The sequence below is a fragment of the Variovorax raffinosi genome (assembly GCF_051216615.1).
Classification (GTDB): domain Bacteria; phylum Pseudomonadota; class Gammaproteobacteria; order Burkholderiales; family Burkholderiaceae_C; genus Variovorax.
The window spans coordinates 375,337-392,346 of the sequence record NZ_JBPJZR010000001.1 but is presented as its reverse complement, the minus strand read 5'-3'; the positions used below and the strand labels follow the sequence as shown (position 1 = coordinate 392,346).

The 17,010-nt window shown below is 66.1% G+C and carries 13 protein-coding genes and 1 other RNA gene; 11 read left to right on the top strand and 3 right to left on the bottom strand.

The features are described from left to right. Positions 1-40: 40 nt before the first annotated feature. Both rho and trxA read right to left on the bottom strand, forming a co-directional pair. Positions 41-1,306, bottom strand: coding sequence for a transcription termination factor Rho (gene rho, locus ACSFB7_RS01820; protein WP_081266259.1), 1,266 nt, complete (start codon positions 1,304-1,306; stop codon positions 41-43). A gap of 182 nt (positions 1,307-1,488) precedes the next feature. Further along, positions 1,489-1,821 carry a thioredoxin TrxA gene (gene trxA, locus ACSFB7_RS01815; protein WP_042578306.1) on the bottom strand — a complete coding sequence of 111 codons (333 nt, stop codon included), beginning with the start codon at positions 1,819-1,821 and terminating at the stop codon, positions 1,489-1,491. A gap of 158 nt (positions 1,822-1,979) precedes the next feature. Here trxA and ACSFB7_RS01810 point away from each other — a divergent pair, with 158 nt between their 5' ends. From ACSFB7_RS01810 to ACSFB7_RS01800, 3 genes are read left to right on the top strand one after another with little or no spacing between them, the layout of a single operon-like run. Then, positions 1,980-4,625, top strand: a complete 2,646-nt coding sequence (locus ACSFB7_RS01810) for a PD-(D/E)XK nuclease family protein (RefSeq protein ID WP_435466500.1) — start codon at positions 1,980-1,982, stop codon at positions 4,623-4,625. Next, a complete protein-coding gene (locus ACSFB7_RS01805; protein WP_435466498.1) occupies positions 4,622-7,879 on the top strand; it encodes a UvrD-helicase domain-containing protein in 3,258 nt (1,085 codons plus the stop codon). Before ACSFB7_RS01810 ends, ACSFB7_RS01805 begins: the two co-directional genes overlap by 4 nt. Beyond that, positions 7,876-9,114, top strand: a complete 1,239-nt coding sequence (locus ACSFB7_RS01800) for a TIGR03862 family flavoprotein (RefSeq protein ID WP_435466496.1) — start codon at positions 7,876-7,878, stop codon at positions 9,112-9,114. Before ACSFB7_RS01805 ends, ACSFB7_RS01800 begins: the two co-directional genes overlap by 4 nt. A gap of 92 nt (positions 9,115-9,206) precedes the next feature. Here the strand turns inward: ACSFB7_RS01800 and ffs are convergent. Further along, positions 9,207-9,303: signal recognition particle sRNA small type (gene ffs, locus ACSFB7_RS01795), an RNA gene on the bottom strand. A gap of 181 nt (positions 9,304-9,484) precedes the next feature. On the opposite strand from ffs, the gene dnaX reads away from it, so the two are divergent. From dnaX to ACSFB7_RS01755, 8 genes are all read left to right on the top strand, one after another. Then, on the top strand, positions 9,485-11,365 hold the full coding sequence (dnaX, locus tag ACSFB7_RS01790) for a DNA polymerase III subunit gamma/tau (RefSeq protein WP_435466494.1): 1,881 nt from the start codon (positions 9,485-9,487) through the stop codon (positions 11,363-11,365). A 100-nt stretch (positions 11,366-11,465) separates the two neighbouring features. Continuing rightward, positions 11,466-11,798: a YbaB/EbfC family nucleoid-associated protein gene (locus ACSFB7_RS01785; RefSeq protein WP_007836669.1), complete on the top strand. Its 333-nt coding sequence runs from the start codon at positions 11,466-11,468 to the stop codon at positions 11,796-11,798. A gap of 7 nt (positions 11,799-11,805) precedes the next feature. Beyond that, positions 11,806-12,396, top strand: a complete 591-nt coding sequence (recR, locus tag ACSFB7_RS01780) for a recombination mediator RecR (protein WP_187109678.1) — start codon at positions 11,806-11,808, stop codon at positions 12,394-12,396. A 48-nt stretch (positions 12,397-12,444) separates the two neighbouring features. Further along, positions 12,445-12,837, top strand: coding sequence for an MAPEG family protein (locus ACSFB7_RS01775; RefSeq protein ID WP_435466493.1), 393 nt, complete (start codon positions 12,445-12,447; stop codon positions 12,835-12,837). A 136-nt stretch (positions 12,838-12,973) separates the two neighbouring features. Beyond that, on the top strand, positions 12,974-14,011 hold the full coding sequence (locus tag ACSFB7_RS01770; RefSeq protein WP_435466491.1) for an ABC transporter substrate-binding protein: 1,038 nt from the start codon (positions 12,974-12,976) through the stop codon (positions 14,009-14,011). 44 nt (positions 14,012-14,055) lie between these two features. After that, positions 14,056-14,871, top strand: a complete 816-nt coding sequence (locus ACSFB7_RS01765) for an ABC transporter ATP-binding protein (RefSeq protein ID WP_435466489.1) — start codon at positions 14,056-14,058, stop codon at positions 14,869-14,871. Then, on the top strand, positions 14,871-15,701 hold the full coding sequence (locus ACSFB7_RS01760) for an ABC transporter permease (RefSeq protein ID WP_435466487.1): 831 nt from the start codon (positions 14,871-14,873) through the stop codon (positions 15,699-15,701). The genes ACSFB7_RS01765 and ACSFB7_RS01760 overlap by 1 nt, the downstream gene beginning before the upstream one ends. A gap of 86 nt (positions 15,702-15,787) precedes the next feature. Further along, positions 15,788-16,984, top strand: coding sequence for a low temperature requirement protein A (locus tag ACSFB7_RS01755; protein WP_435466485.1), 1,197 nt, complete (start codon positions 15,788-15,790; stop codon positions 16,982-16,984). Positions 16,985-17,010: the final 26 nt, after the last annotated feature.

Below are 17,010 nucleotides of genomic sequence, written 5' to 3'. Positions count from 1 at the left end.
CCCGCGAAGGGCAACGCGCTTTTGCGACAGAGCTTGGTGCTCAGCCGCCGCGACGCATCATGTCGAAGAACTCGACATTGGTCTTGGTCGCCTTCATGTTCTTGAGCATCAGCTCCATCGACTCGATCTCGTCCATGTTGTACATGAGCTGGCGCAGGATGCGGGTCTTCTGAAGGATCTCGGGTGCCAGCAGCAACTCTTCGCGGCGCGTGCCGCTGCGGTTGAGCTGGATCGAGGGGAACACGCGCTTTTCGTACAGGCGGCGGTCCAGGTGGATTTCGGAGTTGCCGGTGCCCTTGAACTCTTCGAAGATCACTTCGTCCATGCGGCTGCCGGTGTCGATCAGCGCGGTGCCGATGATGGTCAGCGAGCCGCCTTCTTCCACGTTGCGCGCGGCGCCCAGGAAGCGCTTGGGGCGCTGCAGTGCGTTGGAATCGACACCGCCCGTCAGCACCTTGCCCGACGAGGGCACGACGTTGTTGTAGGCGCGGGCCAGACGCGTGATCGAGTCCAGCAGGATCACCACGTCCTTCTTGAGTTCGACCAGGCGCTTGGCGCGCTCGATCACCATTTCGGCAACGTGCACGTGGCGCGCTGCGGGCTCGTCGAAGGTCGAAGCAATGACTTCGCCCTTCACCGTGCGCTGCATTTCGGTCACTTCTTCAGGGCGCTCGTCGACGAGCAGCACCATCATGTGGACGTCGGGGTAGTTGGCACTGATCGCGTGGGCGATGTGCTGCATCATCACCGTCTTGCCGCTCTTGGGCGGTGCCACGAGCAGGGCGCGCTGGCCTTTGCCGATGGGGGCGATGATGTCGATGATGCGGCCGGTGATGTTCTCTTCGCCCTTGATGCCGTCGCGCTCGAGCTTCATCTGTTCCTTGGGGAACAGCGGCGTCAGGTTCTCGAACATCACCTTGTGCTTGTTCTGCTCGGGCGGGCCGTCGTTGACCTTGTCCAGCTTCGTCAGCGCGAAGTAGCGCTCGCCGTCCTTGGGCGTGCGCACTTCACCTTCGATCATGTCGCCGGTGTGCAGGTTGAAGCGCCGCACCTGGCTGGGCGAGATGTAGATGTCGTCGGTGCTTGCGGTGAAGCTGGTGTCGGGGCTGCGCAGAAAGCCGAAGCCGTCGGGCAGGATTTCGAGCACACCGTCGGCGAAGACCTGTTCACCGGCCTTTGCGCGCTTCTTGATGATCGCGAACATCAGCTCCTGCTTGCGCATGCGGCCGACGTTTTCGATCTCAAGCGCTTCAGCCTGCTTGAGGACTTCAGACACGTGGAGTGCCTTGAGTTCGTTTAAGTGCATGGAATGACCCCTCGCGGGGTAATCGAACGGAAAACGGGGGGAGGTTTGATGTGAAGCGAGAACTGCTTCACTAACCGGGGAACTCGAACCGGTTGCCAGAAAGGGCCGGTGATCTGTGGGAGATTATGACAGTAAAAAACGCTCCGGCCAACGCATTGCGCGTCGGCCGGATCAAATGTCGCTCAGGCGAGTTGCTGGTCGATGAAGGCCGTGAGTTGCGCCTTGCTCATCGCGCCGACCTTGGTGGCGGCCAGTTGACCGTCCTTGAACAGCATCAGCGTGGGAATGCCACGAATGCCGAACTTGGCGGGGATGTCGCGGTTTTCGTCGACATTCAGCTTGGCGATTTGCAGCTTGCCTTCGTAGGTGGCAGACACTTCGTCGAGGATCGGGGCGATCATCTTGCAGGGGCCGCACCATTCAGCCCAGTAGTCGACCAGCACGGGCTGGGAGGACTTGAGCACGTCGGCCTCGAAGGAGGAATCGGAGATGTGTTTGATGAGTTCGCTGGCCATGTGATGGGTCCTTGTGCGCAGAGAGTTTCGGTGCAGCTAAAGTGCAGGTCATTGTGACAGAAACCAAGGGGTGGCGTGCCGTGCGCAGACGCTATGGCGCCGATAGCCAAAGCCCTTTGCGGGTCACCTTCCAGCGCTCTCCAACCCCTCGATAGAACATGAACGAAGGCCACCCTGTACAGGCCCTGTGGTGCGATCCCGCCGATGGCGTCGTCGCGCGGATCGTCCGCGCGCTCGCCGAGCGCCAGCTGCATGCAGCGCGCACCGTCGTGCTCGTGCCCTATGCGCAATTGATGGGTGTTGCGCGCAGCATGTGGGCCCGTTGCGGCAGTCCCGGCTTCGTGCCGCGCTTCGAGACCACGCACAACTGGGCGCGCAGCGCAGGTGGTTTTGTGCCGACTGGCTACGACATCGCGCACGACATGGCGCGTGACCTGGTCACGGCGCAGGCACTGTTGTCGCAGGCTGGCTTCAATGCCGAACGCTTCGCCCTGGCAGGCCGCGTGGTCGAGCTGGTCTATCAGCTTGCACCGTTGGCAGCCGCCGTGTCGCCTGAAGAGCGCAGTGCCGAATGGGCGCAGAGCGCTTCGCAAGTGGCCGAGGCAGGCAGCGAGTCCGAATGGTTTCGTACCGAAAGCGCGCTGATCCGCATCGCCGTCGCCTGGGCCGCGAACTCGGGCTTTGCCACCGACGTACTGCTGCGCGATAGCACGCGCGATCAGGTCGATGCGCTGATCGTGCTCGAGGGCTTCCAGACCGATCCGCTGACGCAGTCCCTGTGCACCCTGTGGGGCGACCGTGCCCTTCATCTCTCGCTGGTGCCTGCCAACGCATTGGTCGAGCCCGTCGCGTCGCATGTCGCCCTCGACCCCGAAGACGAAGCCGAACTGGCCGCAGCCTGCGTGCTGCGCCACCTCGCGGAAGACCGCGCACCGGTCGCGCTGGTCGCCACCGACCGCGCGCTCACGCGCCGCATCAGTGCCCAGTTGAAGGCGCAGGGCATCGTCACGCATGACGAAACCGGCTGGAAGCTCTCGACCACGCGCGCCGCCGCTGCGCTGATGAGCGCGCTGCGCGCCTGCGCCCACGACGCCGGCAGCGACCAGGTGCTCGAATGGCTCAAGAGCGGCGCCAGTGGCGACGCGCTGGCAGTTCAGTCGCTCGAAATACGCCTTCGACGCGAGGGCCTGCGCGACTGGTCGACCTGGTGCGCCCTGGTGGCGCGCACCGAAGAAATGAAGGACGCGACGCTGCGGCCCTTCACCGAGGCCATCGAGGCACGCCGCGCACCCATGATCCGCTCGCGGCCCCTGGCCGAATGGCTGCGTGCCCTGCGCGAGCTTCTGGAGGCCGGCGAGCAATGGGAGCCCCTCGCCGACGACCTCGCCGGTGGCAAGGTAATCGCCGCACTGTGGCTCGATGCAGACGCCCACGGCGATGACGACGATTTCCCCGGCGGCCGTCACACGCTCGCCGAGTTCACCGCCTGGGTGCGCGATGTACTCGAAGACGCCAGCTTCGTGCCGCCCGCCGGCGACCAGGCACCGAAGGTCGTGGTCTTGCCGCTCTATCAACTGCTGGGCCGTGCATTCGGCGCGGTGGTCATTCCCGGTTGCGACGACCGGCGCCTGCCCGCGTCGCCCGAGCCGCCTGGCAACTGGAGCGCGGCACAGCGTGCTGATCTGGGCCTGCCTTCGCGCGATGCGCTCGAAGCCGCGCAGCGCGCAGCGTGGGCCGCAGCGCTGCACAACCCTTCCTGCGAACTCCTTTGGCGCCAGTCCGACGCCACCGGCGAACCGGTGCGCCCGAGCCCGCTGGTGCAGGCGCTGCACCTTGACCACGCCTTGCGGCCCGCCGCCGACCCGCGCACGCCGCGCGAGGTTCTCGTGCAGCCCACCGCGTACCCGACGCCTTCGGGCGCGCTGCTGCCGCTGCAGAACATCTCGACCAGCGTGTACGAAGACCTGCGCCGTTGCCCCTATCGCTTCTTCGCGTTGCGGCAACTGGGGCTGCGCAGTGCCGACGAGCTCGATGCCGAGATCGACAAGCGCGACTTCGGCAACTGGCTGCACGCCGTGCTGGGCCATTTCCACGAGGCGCTGCTCGAAGCCCCGACGCAAGACGCGCAGGAGCGCACGGCACTCATCGAAGCCGCAACCCAGCGCGCCACACAGGAACTCGGCCTGTCGGATGCCGAGTTCCTGCCATTCGCCGCCGCCTGGCCGGCGGTGCGCGACGGTTATCTGGCCTGGCTCGTCAAGCACGAGGCGAGCGGGGCCGTCTTCGTCGAGGCCGAGCCCTGGAAAGAACAGCCGTTGGGCGACTTGCGACTGATCGGCCGGCTCGACCGCATCGATCGCGTCGCCGACGGCCAGGCCTTCGTGATCGACTACAAGACCGAGTCCGCCACCCTTTCCAAGGAGCGCGTGAAGGATCCGACCGAAGACACGCAGCTCGCTTTCTATGCGGCCCTGGTGGCCGACGACACCTTGCGCGCAGCCTATGTGAACGTGGGTGAAAAGTCTTCCGGCACGCAGACCGTCGAGCAACCTGCGGTGGTGGAGGCGAGGGACGCGTTGGTGGCCGGCATCATCAGCGACTTCACCCGCATTGCGCAGGGCGCGGCGCTGCCGCCGCTGGGGGAGGGCGCGGTCTGCGACTACTGCGCGGCGCGCGGCCTCTGCAGAAAAGATTTCTGGAGCGATGAGACCCCCCGGCTTGCCACTGCGTGTGCTTCGCCACCCCCCGAGGGGGAGGCGCCTCCCCCTTGGGGCGGCCCGGCGGATGGAGGCGATACGAAATGAGTGGCGCAGCCTACGAACACAACGGCAAGCACGTCACGCGCGAGGCCTTCTACACCGTCGCCTGCGACCCGCGCCGATCGGTCGCGGTCGAGGCCTGTGCCGGCGCAGGCAAGACCTGGATGCTGGTGTCGCGCATCCTGCGCGCGCTGCTCGAAGAGGGCGAATCGGCCTGCGAGCCGCACGAGATTCTGGCGATCACCTTCACCAAGAAGGCCGCCGGCGAAATGCGCGAGCGGCTCGATCAGTGGCTGGAGCAGTTCGCTGAACTGCCCGTTGAGGAACTGGTGAAGCAGCTTGTGATGCGTGGTGTCGATCCCGCAGCAGCGCTCGCCGCAGTGCCGCGTCTGAAGGGTCTCTACAGGCGCCTGCTCGAAGGCGGCCGGCCGGTGCAGTTCCGTACTTTCCACGCCTGGTTTGCTGGCCTTCTGCGCAACGCGCCGCTGGCGGTGCTGCGCGAACTGGGCCTGCCGTCCAACTACGAACTGCTCGAAGACGACGCCGAGGCACGAAACCACACCTGGCGTCCGTTCTTCGAGGCCGTCACGGCAGACAAGAATGCACTGGCCGACTACTACGCCGTCGTCGCCACGCACGGCCGCTCGCAGACGGCCAAGGCGTTGGGCGAGGCGCTGTCCAAGCGTGTCGAGTTCTCGCTCGCCGATGCCAATGACGTCGTCGACAACGGGGTGCAACCCGTCGGCGTTCTGTTCCCGTCCTATGCCGGTGCGGCCGATCCGGCCCAGGTCCTGTTCGACACGCCGGCCATCAGCGATGCACTGCGGGCCGCCGCGCAAGCGTTGGGCCGTGCCAGCGCGCCCACTTTCTCGGCCAAGGGCAGCGAGCTGGAGCAGGCCATCGGCGCCCGCGATGCACAGGGCGTGCTCGATGCACTGCTGACGCAAAAGGGCGAGGCGCGCAAGTTCAGCGAAAAGCTCGCCGGCCTGGAGCAGGTGCGCATCGCGCAGGGTCATGCCATCGAATACAGCGCCGCGCAGGCGCAGCACGCGGCATGGCTTTTTCAGCAACGCATGGCGCGGCTCACGCGCATCCTGATCGCTGCTTTCGCCGAAGTGAAGCGTGCGCACGGCTGGGTCGACATGAACGACGTCGAACAGGCCGCGCAGTTGCTGCTGGGCCAATCGGCCCTGTCGGGCTGGGTGCAGGAACGGCTCGATGCGCGCGTCGCACATCTGCTGATCGACGAGTTCCAGGACACCAATCCGCTGCAATGGCAGGCGCTCTACGGCTGGCTCAGCGCGTACACCGGTGCGCAAGGCCGCGCGCCGCGCGTCTTCATCGTGGGCGACCCGAAGCAGAGCATCTACCGCTTCCGGCGCGCCGAGCCGCAGGTGTTCATTGCGGCCAAGAAGTTCGTGCGCGAAGGGCTCGACGGCGAATTGCTCAATTGCGATCACACCCACCGCAACACGCGCGCGGTCATCGGGCTGGTCAATCAGGCGATGCTGGCCGCGCAGGACGCGGGCGAGTTCGACGGCTTTCGCGCCCACACCACCGAGCGCGGCGACGACGGTGAATTGCTCAAGCTGCCGGCCATCGACCGCGATGCACTCGGTTCGGCCGCCGAAGCGGCGCCTGCCGACGACGGCATGCTGCACTGGCGCGACAGCCTCGTCACGCCGCGCGTGCTGCCCGAAGAGCAATTGCTGCAGAAGGAATGCGAGCAGGCCGCGCGCTGGGTCGTGCAACGCATCGCCGACGGCACGCCACCGCGGCAGATCATGGTGCTGGCGCGCCGGCGTAGTCGCCTGTCCGCCATGCAGGACGCGCTGCGGCAGCGCCACATTCCCGTGCAGCAGCCCGAGAAGAACGAACTGCACGATGCACCGGAAGTGCAGGACGTGGTCGCGCTGATCGATGCGCTGGTCTCGCCCGCGCACGACCTCTCGCTGGCGCAGGCACTCAAGTCGCCGCTGTTCGGTGTCGATGACGAAGCCTTGGTGCAACTGGCATTGCGCCAGCGCGAACGCTCTTCGGCGAGCTGGTTCGGCTTGATCCAGAAGGGCGAGGGCCTGCCGCCGGTGTTGGTCGAGGCTGGTGTCAAGCTCAAGAAATGGCAGCGCTGGTTGGTGTCGCTGCCTCCTCACGATGCGCTCGATGCGATCTTTCACGACGGTGACGTGCTCGCGAAGTTCGGCGCCGCGGTGCCCGCTGCCATGCGCCAGGGCGCGCTGGCCAATCTGCGCGGCCTGCTGTCGGCGTCGCTCGACATCGAGGGCGCACGCTTCGCGACGCCTTACGCGCTGGTGCGTGCCCTGCGTGCCGGCGGCGTGCGTGCGCCGTCCGTCGCCGCGCCCGATGCGGTGCAGTTGCTGACCGTGCACGGTGCGAAGGGGCTGGAAGCGGACACCGTCCTGATGCTCGATTGCGATGCGGCGCCACCGCGCGCGCAGACCATGGGCGCGCTGGTCGAATGGAAGGGCAGCGACAGCGCGCCGACGCGCTTCGTGTTTCTTGCGAGCGAGAAGACGCCGCCCGCCTGTGCGGCGTCGTTGCTCGAAGAAGAGCAGCGCGCGCGCCATCGCGAAGAACTCAATGGCCTGTACGTTGCGACCACACGGGCGCGCGAGCGGCTGGTGTTGTCGTCGGTCCGGCCGGCGCGTGCCAACGAAGGCAGTTGGTGGGCGCGGCTGGAGCCGCTGTGCGAGCCCACCGAAGCCGACGAGCCGCTGATCGCACTGCCCGTCGAGACAGGTGCCGCGAGCTTCTCGATGAAGCGGATGCCCGTACTGCCCGAGTCCACCGTGGAGCAACCGTTCACGAAGAAGGCAGCGGATGCCACGGTCGATGCGCGCGCAGCGGCTTTCGGCCAGGCCATGCACCGGTTGCTCGAATGGGCCGTGCCGGGCGAGCCGCTGCCACCGGCTCACGTGCGCGCCGCCGCACGAGAATTCATGCTCGATGCCCAGCAAGCGCGCGGCGCTGCGACGCTGGCCGAACGCATCCGCGCGGGCGCCGGTGCCTGGGTGTGGGACGATCGCAGGGTCGACTGGCATGGCAACGAAGTCACGCTGGTCCATGAAGGGGAGACCTTGCGCATCGACCGCCTGGTGCGCGAGCGCGCCAGCGGTGCCTGGTGGATCCTCGACTACAAATCTGCCGCGCGCCCCGAACGGGACGCGGCGCTGATCGCACAGATGCAGCGCTATCGCGCGGCAGTGCAACATGCCTACCCTGGTGCCACGGTCCGCGTCGCGTTCCTCACCGGGCAGGGCGAACTGGTAAATCTCGAATGACTGTTTCTCCTGTCGTCGCCGTGATCGGCGGCGGACCCGCCGGCTTGATGGCGGCTGAAGTTCTCAGCGCGTCCGGCGCGCAAGTGCATGTGTATGACGCGATGCCCTCGGTGGGCCGCAAGTTCTTGCTGGCCGGCCGTGGTGGGTTGAATCTCACGCATTCGGAGCCCTTCGATGTGTTCATGAGCCGCTTCGGCGAGCGCCGCTCGCAGCTCGAGGCGATGCTCGCGCAGTTCGGGCCGCAGCAGGTGCGCGAATGGGCGGGCGGCTTGGGCATCGAGACTTTCGTCGGCACGTCGGGCCGGGTGTTTCCGACGGACATGAAGGCTGCGCCGCTGCTGCGTGCATGGCTGCAGCGGCTGCGCGCGGCGGGTGCACGGTTCCATATGCGTCATCGCTGGCTGGGTGACGGGCCGTTCGACGCCGCCGCCTTGCGTTTCGCGACACCGGCTGGCGAGGTCACGGCGAAGGCCGATGCCGTGGTGCTGGCACTGGGCGGTGCAAGCTGGGCGCGACTGGGCTCGGATGGCGCATGGGCGCCGTGGCTGCAGACGCAGGGCGTGGATGTCGCGCCGTTGCTGCCTGCCAATTGCGGCTTCGACGGCAGTGGCTGGAGCGAGCATTTCTCCAGCCGTTTCGCGGGCCAGCCCTTCAAGTCGGTCGCCATTTCGTTCACTGACAGCCAGGGACGCGGGTTTGCGCGCAAGGGCGAGTTCGTGGTGACCGCTACGGGCATCGAGGGCAGCCTGATCTATGCGGCGTCGGCGCTGTTGCGCGACGAGATCGCCGCACAGGGCAGCGCGACGCTGTTGCTGGACCTGCTGCCGGATCGCAGCGCGGAACAGGTGCTGGCCGCGGTGACGCACCCGCGCGGCGCACGCTCCCTGAGCAGCCACCTCAAGAGTCGGCTCGGGCTCGAAGGCATCAAGGCCAGCGTGCTGCACGAGGTGCTGAGCCGCGAGGCGATGCAAGATCCCGCACAACTGGCTGCAACGATCAAGGCGGTGCCGTTGCGACTGGTTGCAACGCGTTCCATCGATGAGGCGATCAGCACTGCGGGCGGTGTGCGCTTCGATGCGCTCGACGCGCAGCTCATGGCCAACGCATTGCCCGGCGTGTTCGCGGCAGGGGAGATGCTGGACTGGGAGGCGCCGACCGGCGGCTATCTGATGACAGCCTCGATGGCGAGCGGCGCGGCGGCTGCGCGCGGCGCGATCCAGCGGCTGGGCCTGTGAAGGCCTCGTGCCGTTGGATGATTTTTTATCGCTGAGAGTTTTTGCAAACCCCGTTTCATTTCGCATTGGAATGAAACGAGGCTGCTGAAGAGGTTGACGAGCCTTACCCCTGGCACTGACTACGCAGTTAGGGCTGCTTGGTTCCCCACCTGACCCGGTTGGCCACTTCACCATGCAGGGAGGCCCGTCAGCCCGCATTCTAACCCGCAGGTCGCGCGCACTTTCGTGTCGCTTCGCCAATCCCTTGCTGAGGGAGCGGCATCGGTGGCCCGGACAAAGCCGGCCTGCCGGTGTCTCACGAAGAAGACAGCCTTCTTTTGATTGCGGGGTCGGGCGGGAGAGGGGCGCTGCGCCTTTTAGAATGCCCGCAATGTCTTATCTCGTGCTCGCTCGCAAGTTCCGTCCGAAAACCTTCGGTGAGATGGTCGGTCAGGGGCATGTGGTCCAGGCGCTCGAGAACGCGTTGACCACGCAGCGCCTGCATCACGCCTATCTTTTCACCGGCACGCGGGGTGTCGGCAAGACCACGGTGTCGCGCATCCTGGCGAAGTCGCTCAACTGCCAAGGCCCGGACGGGCAGGGTGGCATCACGGCCACGCCGTGCGGTGTCTGCCAGGCCTGCCGCGATATCGATTCGGGCCGCTTCGTCGATTACACCGAGCTCGATGCGGCCTCGAACCGTGGCGTCGACGAAGTGCAGTCGCTGCTCGAACAAGCCGTCTACAAGCCAGTGCAGGGGCGCTTCAAGGTCTTCATGATCGACGAAGTGCACATGCTCACCAACACCGCGTTCAACGCGATGTTGAAGACGCTCGAAGAGCCGCCCGAGTACCTCAAGTTCGTGCTCGCGACCACCGATCCGCAGAAGGTCCCGGTCACGGTGCTGTCGCGTTGCCTGCAGTTCAATCTGCGGCCGATGGCGCCGGAGACGATCCTCGAACACCTGACCAGCGTGCTGCAGACCGAGCAGGTACCTGCCGAGCCGCAGGCGCTGCGCCTCCTGGCGCGGGCCGCGCGCGGTTCGATGCGCGATGCGCTGTCGCTCACCGACCAGGCCATCGCTTTCGGCAATGGCGAACTGATCGAAACCGGCGTGCGCCAGATGCTCGGCAGCGTCGACCGCGGCCATGTGTTCAAGCTGATCGAGGCGCTCGCGCAGGGCGACGGCAAGACGGTGGTCGACACCTCCGAGGCGCTGCGCCGTGACGGCATGTCCGCCGCTTCCACGCTCGAAGAAATGACGGCGGTGCTGCAGGCCATGGCCGTACTGCAAGCCGTGCCTTCGCGGGCGGAGTCGGCAGATTCGGCGACCGACCCCGACGCGGCAGACACCGCGCGCCTTGCATCGCTGATGCCGGCCGACGAAACGCAATTGCTCTACAGCCTGTGCCTGCACGGCCGTGGCGAGCTGGGCCTGGCGCCCGATGAATACGCGGCGCTGACCATGGTTCTGCTGCGGCTGTTGGCCTTCAAGCCCTCCAACGCGGCTGCCTCAACAGCTTCCCCGGAAAAAAAAACTCTGAATGAAGCTGCGGTCGCGGCGCCGGCCACTCCGGCGCGTACCGCGGCCCCTGTTCCGGCACCTGCGCCCGTAGCTCGCCCTGAAGCCGAATCACCGCCGGTCGCACCAGCGCCGACTCCCCCGGTCCCGGCGCCAGCGGTCGCGCAACAACCTGCTTCGGTCCCGGCCGGGCATCGCCTCTCGGTCGTCGACGAACCCCTGCGGCAAGCTGCGCCTCGTGTGGAGACCACGACGGACGCCCCCGCCAAGGTCGTCGGCGTCCCGATTCGCGTGCAGCCGCCGCCCGGTGCGCGCGATGCACCTCGCGGCGAAGAGTCGCGCGGCACTTTCACCCCCATTCCGACCAGTGAAGACGGTGACTTCTGGTTCGCCACGGTCACTCAACTGGTCGCCTCGGAAGCCATCGCGGCCCTGGCCCGCGAGCTGGCCCTGCAGTCGCAACTGGTGGCGCGCGACACCGACCAGTGGATGCTGCGCATCGAGCGCGAAACGCTCAACCAGCCTTCCAGCCGCGAAAAGCTGACCGCCGCATTGAATGCGCTTGGCCATGACGTCAAGCTGGTCATCGAGATCGGCGGCGTGGTCGACAGCCCCGCGCGGCGCAACAAGCAGGCGGCCGACGAGCGCCAGCGTGTGGCCGAGGAGGCCATCCACAGCGACCCCGAAGTGCAGGCGCTGATGCGCGACTTCGATGCGAAGATCGTGCCCGGAACGCTGAAACCGGCCTGACCCGTTCACGGCAACAATCCCGGGCCGGCCCTTGTGGCACTCCGCTGCGACCGCCATCTCTCTTATCCTTCCACCACTTTCCAACCAATCAGGACCAACGATGTTCAACAAAGGACAACTGGCCGGCCTCATGAAGCAGGCGCAGGCAATGCAGGACAACCTCAAGAAGGCCCAGGAAGAACTGGCGCACATCGAGGTCGAGGGCGAATCCGGCGCCGGCCTGGTCAAGGTCGTCATGACCTGCAAGCACGACGTCAAGCGCATCACCATCGACCCCAGCCTGCTGGCCGATGACAAGGACATGCTCGAAGACCTCGTGGCTGCCGCTTTCAACGCCGCCGTGCGCAAGGCGGAAGAAACCAGCGAGCAGAAGATGGGCAAGCTCACCGCTGGCATGCCGGGCCTTCCGCCCGGCATGAAGCTGCCGTTCTAAGCGGCTGATGGCCGACGCCAGTTCGCTGGACGCATTGGTCGATGCGCTGCGACGCCTGCCCGGCGTCGGCATCAAGTCGGCCTCGCGCATGGCGTTTCATTTGCTGCAGCACGACCGCGAGGGCGCGCAGTTGCTCGCGCGGGCATTGCAGCAGGCAGCCGGCAATGTGCAGCATTGCGAGCTTTGCAACACCTTCACCGAAGCGCGCATCTGCAGCGTCTGCATGGACTCGCGGCGTGACGGCAGCAAGCTCTGCGTGGTCGAGACGCCCGCCGACCAGGCCGCGCTCGAACGCACCGGCGCATTCCGCGGCTACTACTTCGTGCTGATGGGCAAGCTCAGTCCGCTCGACGGCATCGGGCCCAAGGACATCGGCCTGCAGAAGCTCTTCGACCGCGCACTCGACGGCACGGTGAGCGAAGTGATCCTCGCCACCAACTTCACCGCGGAAGGCGAAGCCACCGCGCATGTGATCGGTGAAACGCTCAAGCAGCGCGGGCTCAACGTGACGCGTCTTGCGCGTGGCGTGCCAGCCGGCAGCGAGCTTGAATACGTGGACCTCGGCACCATCGCGCATGCATTGGTAGACCGCCGCTAGAGGCCTGAAGAGGGCGCCGCGCGCGCAGCGCAACGGAGACAAATCGACATGACTTTTTCTTTGCTCACGGTAGCCTACTGGTGCGTGTTCATCGCCTGCGGCCTGCCGTACCTTGCGGCATGGATCGCCAAGGCGGGCAGCTTCAGCCCGCGTGACAACATGCATCCGCGCGACTGGGCTGCAAAGCAAAGCGGCTGGCGTGCACGCGCCAACAGCGCGCAGGCCAACAGCTTCGAGGGCCTGCCGCTCTTCATCGGCGCGGTGGTCATCGCGCATCAACTCGGTGTGGCGCAGGCGCGGCTCGACATGCTCTCGGTGGCTTATGTGGTGCTGCGCGTGATCTATCTCGGCCTCTACATCAAGGGCATTCCCGCTGCGCGCAGCGCGGTCTGGGCCCTCGCGTTCATCGTCAACATCGCGATCTTTTTCCTCGCGCGATAGACGCGCGTCGCAGGCCCGCGAGAGGCCTTCGTGCTTACGTGAAAACCCGCACGGGATGACCCCGATGCAGGCGCGTGAGGGCGCCCCTAAGCTCGATTCAGTTCACAAGAATCAAAGAGCCCGCAGGCACCGTTTCATGCTTCACCGCCGTACCCTCATTTCCGCTTCCGCCATTGCCGCCGCAACGATCGCCTTGCCGCGTGTCTTTGCGCAGCAGGCGAAGCTGGAGAAGACGAAGATCTCCATCGCGGTCGGCGGCAAGGCGGCGTTCTATTACCTGCCGCTCACCATCTCCGAACAGCTCGGCTACTTCAAGGCCGAAGGTCTCGATGTGGAAATCTCCGACTTCGCCGGCGGCGCACGCGCGCTGCAGGCCGTGGTCGGCGGCTCGGCCGATGTGTGCTCGGGCGCGTACGAACACACCATCAACCTGCAGGCCAAGAACCAGTTCTTCCAGGCCTTCGTTCTCCAGGGCCGCGCACCGCAGATCGCAGTGGGCGTGTCGACCAAGAACATGGCGGGCTACACCGGCATTGCCGATCTCAAGGGCAAGAAGATCGGTGTCTCGGCACCGGGCTCGTCGACCAACATGGTGGCGAACCTCGTGCTCTCGCGCGGTGGTCTCAAGGCCAGCGACGTGAGCTTCATCGGCGTGGGCGTGGCGGCCGGTGCGCTCACGGCATTGCGCTCGGGCCAGATCGACGCCATCAGCAACACCGACCCGGTGATGACGATGCTCGAGCAGAAGGGCGACGTGAAGATCATCAGCGACACGCGCACGCTCAAGGGCACGCAGCAGGTGTTCGGCGGCACGATGCCCGCGGCCTGCCTCTATGCGTCGAGCGAGTTCATCCAGAAGAATCCCAACACCTGCCAGGCGCTGGCCAATGCCATCGTGCACGGGCTCAAGTGGCTGCAGACGGCGGGGCCCGGCGACATCATCAAGACCGTGCCCGAGACCTACCTGCTCGGCGACCGGGCGCTGTACCTTGCGTCTTTCGACAAGGTGCGCGAATCCATCGCCACCGACGGCCTCGTGCCGACCGACGGCCCCAAGACGGCGCTCACCGCCATCGCCAGCTTCGACACCTCCGTGAAGGCCGACAAGATCGACCTCGCCAAGACCTACACCAACGATTTTGCAAGGCGCGCGAAAGACAGGTTCAAAGCCTGACTGCGAACGTCCCGCGACCCGGCTCAGGCCGGGTTTTTTATGCCATGTCCGACTACGCACTCGAACTCCTTTCCATCAGTTGCACCTTCCACTCGAAGGACGACCCGGGCCAGCGCTATACGGCCGTGGCCGACACCACGCTGCGCATCCGGGCGGGGGAGTTCGTCTCGGTGGTCGGCCCTACGGGCTGCGGCAAGTCGACGCTGCTGAACGTGGGGGCCGGGCTGCTCGAACCTTCGTCGGGCACGGTCAAGGTTTTCGGCAAGACGCTCGCGGGGGTCAACGCACGCGCCGGCTACATGTTCCAGACCGAGGCGTTGATGCCGTGGCGCAGCGCCATCGACAACGTGATGGTGGGCCTGCAGTACCGCGGCGTGCCCGATGCCGAAGCGCGCAAGCAGGCCGAGGCGTGGCTGTCGCGCGTGGGGCTCACGGGCTTCGGCGACCGCTATCCGCATCAGCTCTCGGGCGGCATGCGCAAGCGTGTGGCATTGGCGCAGACGCTGGTGCTCGACCCCGACATCATCCTCATGGACGAGCCCTTCAGCGCGCTCGACATCCAGACGCGCCAACTGATGGAAAACGAGGTGCTGGACCTCTGGAGCGCGAAGAAGAAGGCCGTGCTCTTCATCACGCACGACCTCGATGAAGCGATTGCGATGAGCGACCGCGTGGTGGTGCTGTCGGCCGGCCCGGCGACGCATCCGATCGGTGAGTTCGCCATCGACCTCGCGCGCCCGCGCGACGTGGCCGAGGTTCGCACGCAGCCGCGCTTCGTCGAACTGCATACGCAAATCTGGGAGGTGCTGCGCGATGAAGTGCTCAAGGGCTACGCGCAGCAACTGAAGAAGGCCGCGTGATGTCGCGCCTGAACGAACGCAACGCGCGCTTCTGGCAACTGGCGCTGCTGGTGGTGATTCTGGTGGGCTGGCACCTGGCTTCACGCAACCAGCAGTTCGCCTTCTTCGTCGGCGAGCCGATCCAGGTGGCAGGCCGCATCTGGAGCTGGTTCCTGCCGTTCGAGGTGCCACCCAATGCGCTGTTTCCCGAAGGGTTGAAGGGCAACGCCGACATCTACCTGCACCTGGGCACCACGCTGCTCGAGACGGTGCTGGCCTTCGGCATCGGCACCGTGCTCGGGTTGGCCTGCGGGCTCTGGCTGGCGCTGGCGCCCACGGCGAGCATGATTCTCGACCCCTACATCAAGGCCGCGAACTCGATGCCGCGCGTGATCCTCGCGCCCATCTTCGCGCTGTGGTTCGGCCTGGGCATCTGGAGCAAGGTGGCGCTGGCCGTCACACTGGTGTTCTTCATCGTGTTCTTCAACGTCTACCAGGGCGTGCGCGAGGTGAGCCCGGTGGTGCTGGCCAACGCGAAGATGCTGGGCGCCAACCAGCGGCAACTGCTGCGCACCGTGTACTTGCCGAGCGCGACGAGCTGGGTGTTCTCCAGCCTGCACACCTCCGTCGGGCTGGCTTTCGTCGGTGCGGTGGTGGGCGAGTACCTGGGCTCGGCGCGCGGCGTGGGCTATCTGATCCTGCAGGCCGAAGGCACCTTCGACGTCAACACCGTGTTCGCCGGCATCGTGGTGCTCACGGCCTTTGCACTGGTGCTCGATGGCATCGTCGGCCTGATCGAAAAGCGCCTCATGAAGTGGCAACCCAAGACCGGCGAAACCGAGAAGTTGTAGCGCCTGAGCGTATCGGCCCGGAGTCCTCACCGTGCGATGATCGCGCCCGCGCGAAAGGGCGCAACAACGACTTACGGGGGTGAATCTTGAACCACAACAAGAACGGGCACGCGAGCACCTTGCGCACGCGTGGCGAGTCGGCCAGGGTGTTGAACGAAGAGCTTTTCTTCGATCTGGTCTATGCGTTTTCAGTCACGCAACTGTCCCACTACCTGCTGGACCATCTGACGCTGCTGGGCGCGCTCCAGACGCTGGTGATGTGGTTCGCGGTCTGGCTCGGCTGGCAGTACACGGCCTGGGCTACCAACTGGTTCAACCCTGGTTCGCTGCGCATCCGGGGCATGCTGTTTGGGGTGATGCTGCTGGCATTGGTGATGGCCTCGGCCTTGCCCGGTGCCTTTGCCGAACGTGGCCTGGTGTTCGCGCTGTGCTTCGCGGGTATCCAGGTCGGACGCACCTTCTGCATGCTGATGGCGGTGGGGCGCGACCACGCGCTGGCGCCCAACTTCCGGCGTCTGCTGGCCTGGAACTGCGTGGCCGCCGTGTTCTGGATCTCGGGCGGCTTTGCGGAAGGGCAGACGCGCCTGCTGCTCTGGTTCGGCGGCGTGCTGTGCGAGTACATCGCGCCGATGATTGGGCTGCGGTTTCCGGGGCTGGGGCGTTCGTCGACCGCCGACTGGACCATCGACGGCGGCCATCTGGCCGAGCGCTGCCAGTTGTTCGTGATCGTGGCGCTGGGCGAATCGGTGCTGGCCACAGGCATCGCGTTCGGGCACCACGCCGAATGGCATTCGATGGACTTGTTCGCGCTGCTCGTGAGCTTCGCGGGCAGCCTGGCGATGTGGTGGATGTACTTCGACACCAGCGCCAAGGAGGCCACGCATGTCATCGAGCATTCGAGCGACCCCGGTGGCGTGGGCGCCAAGTTCCACTACACGCATGTGATCCTGGTGGCGGGCATCATCGTGTCGGCCGTGGCGGACGAACTGGTGATCGCCGAAGGCTCGCATCACGCGGAGTGGAAGTACCTCGGGGCCTTGCTCGGCGGCCCTGCGCTCTACCTGTTCGGCAATGCGCTGTTCAAGCGCGTGGTGCGCGGCTTCCTGCCGCAGTCGCATCTCTACGGGCTGGCCTTGCTCGCGGTGCTGGCGATCTTCGCGCCGCACCTGTCGATGCTGGTGGTGGGCACGCTCACGACGGTGGTGATGATCGCCGTGGCGGCGCTGGAAGCCGTGGTGCGTCGTCGGGCATGGGCTGCGGAGTCGTCGCATCCGCAGCACTGAACGTCAACGCCCGTCGGGGCCGTGCC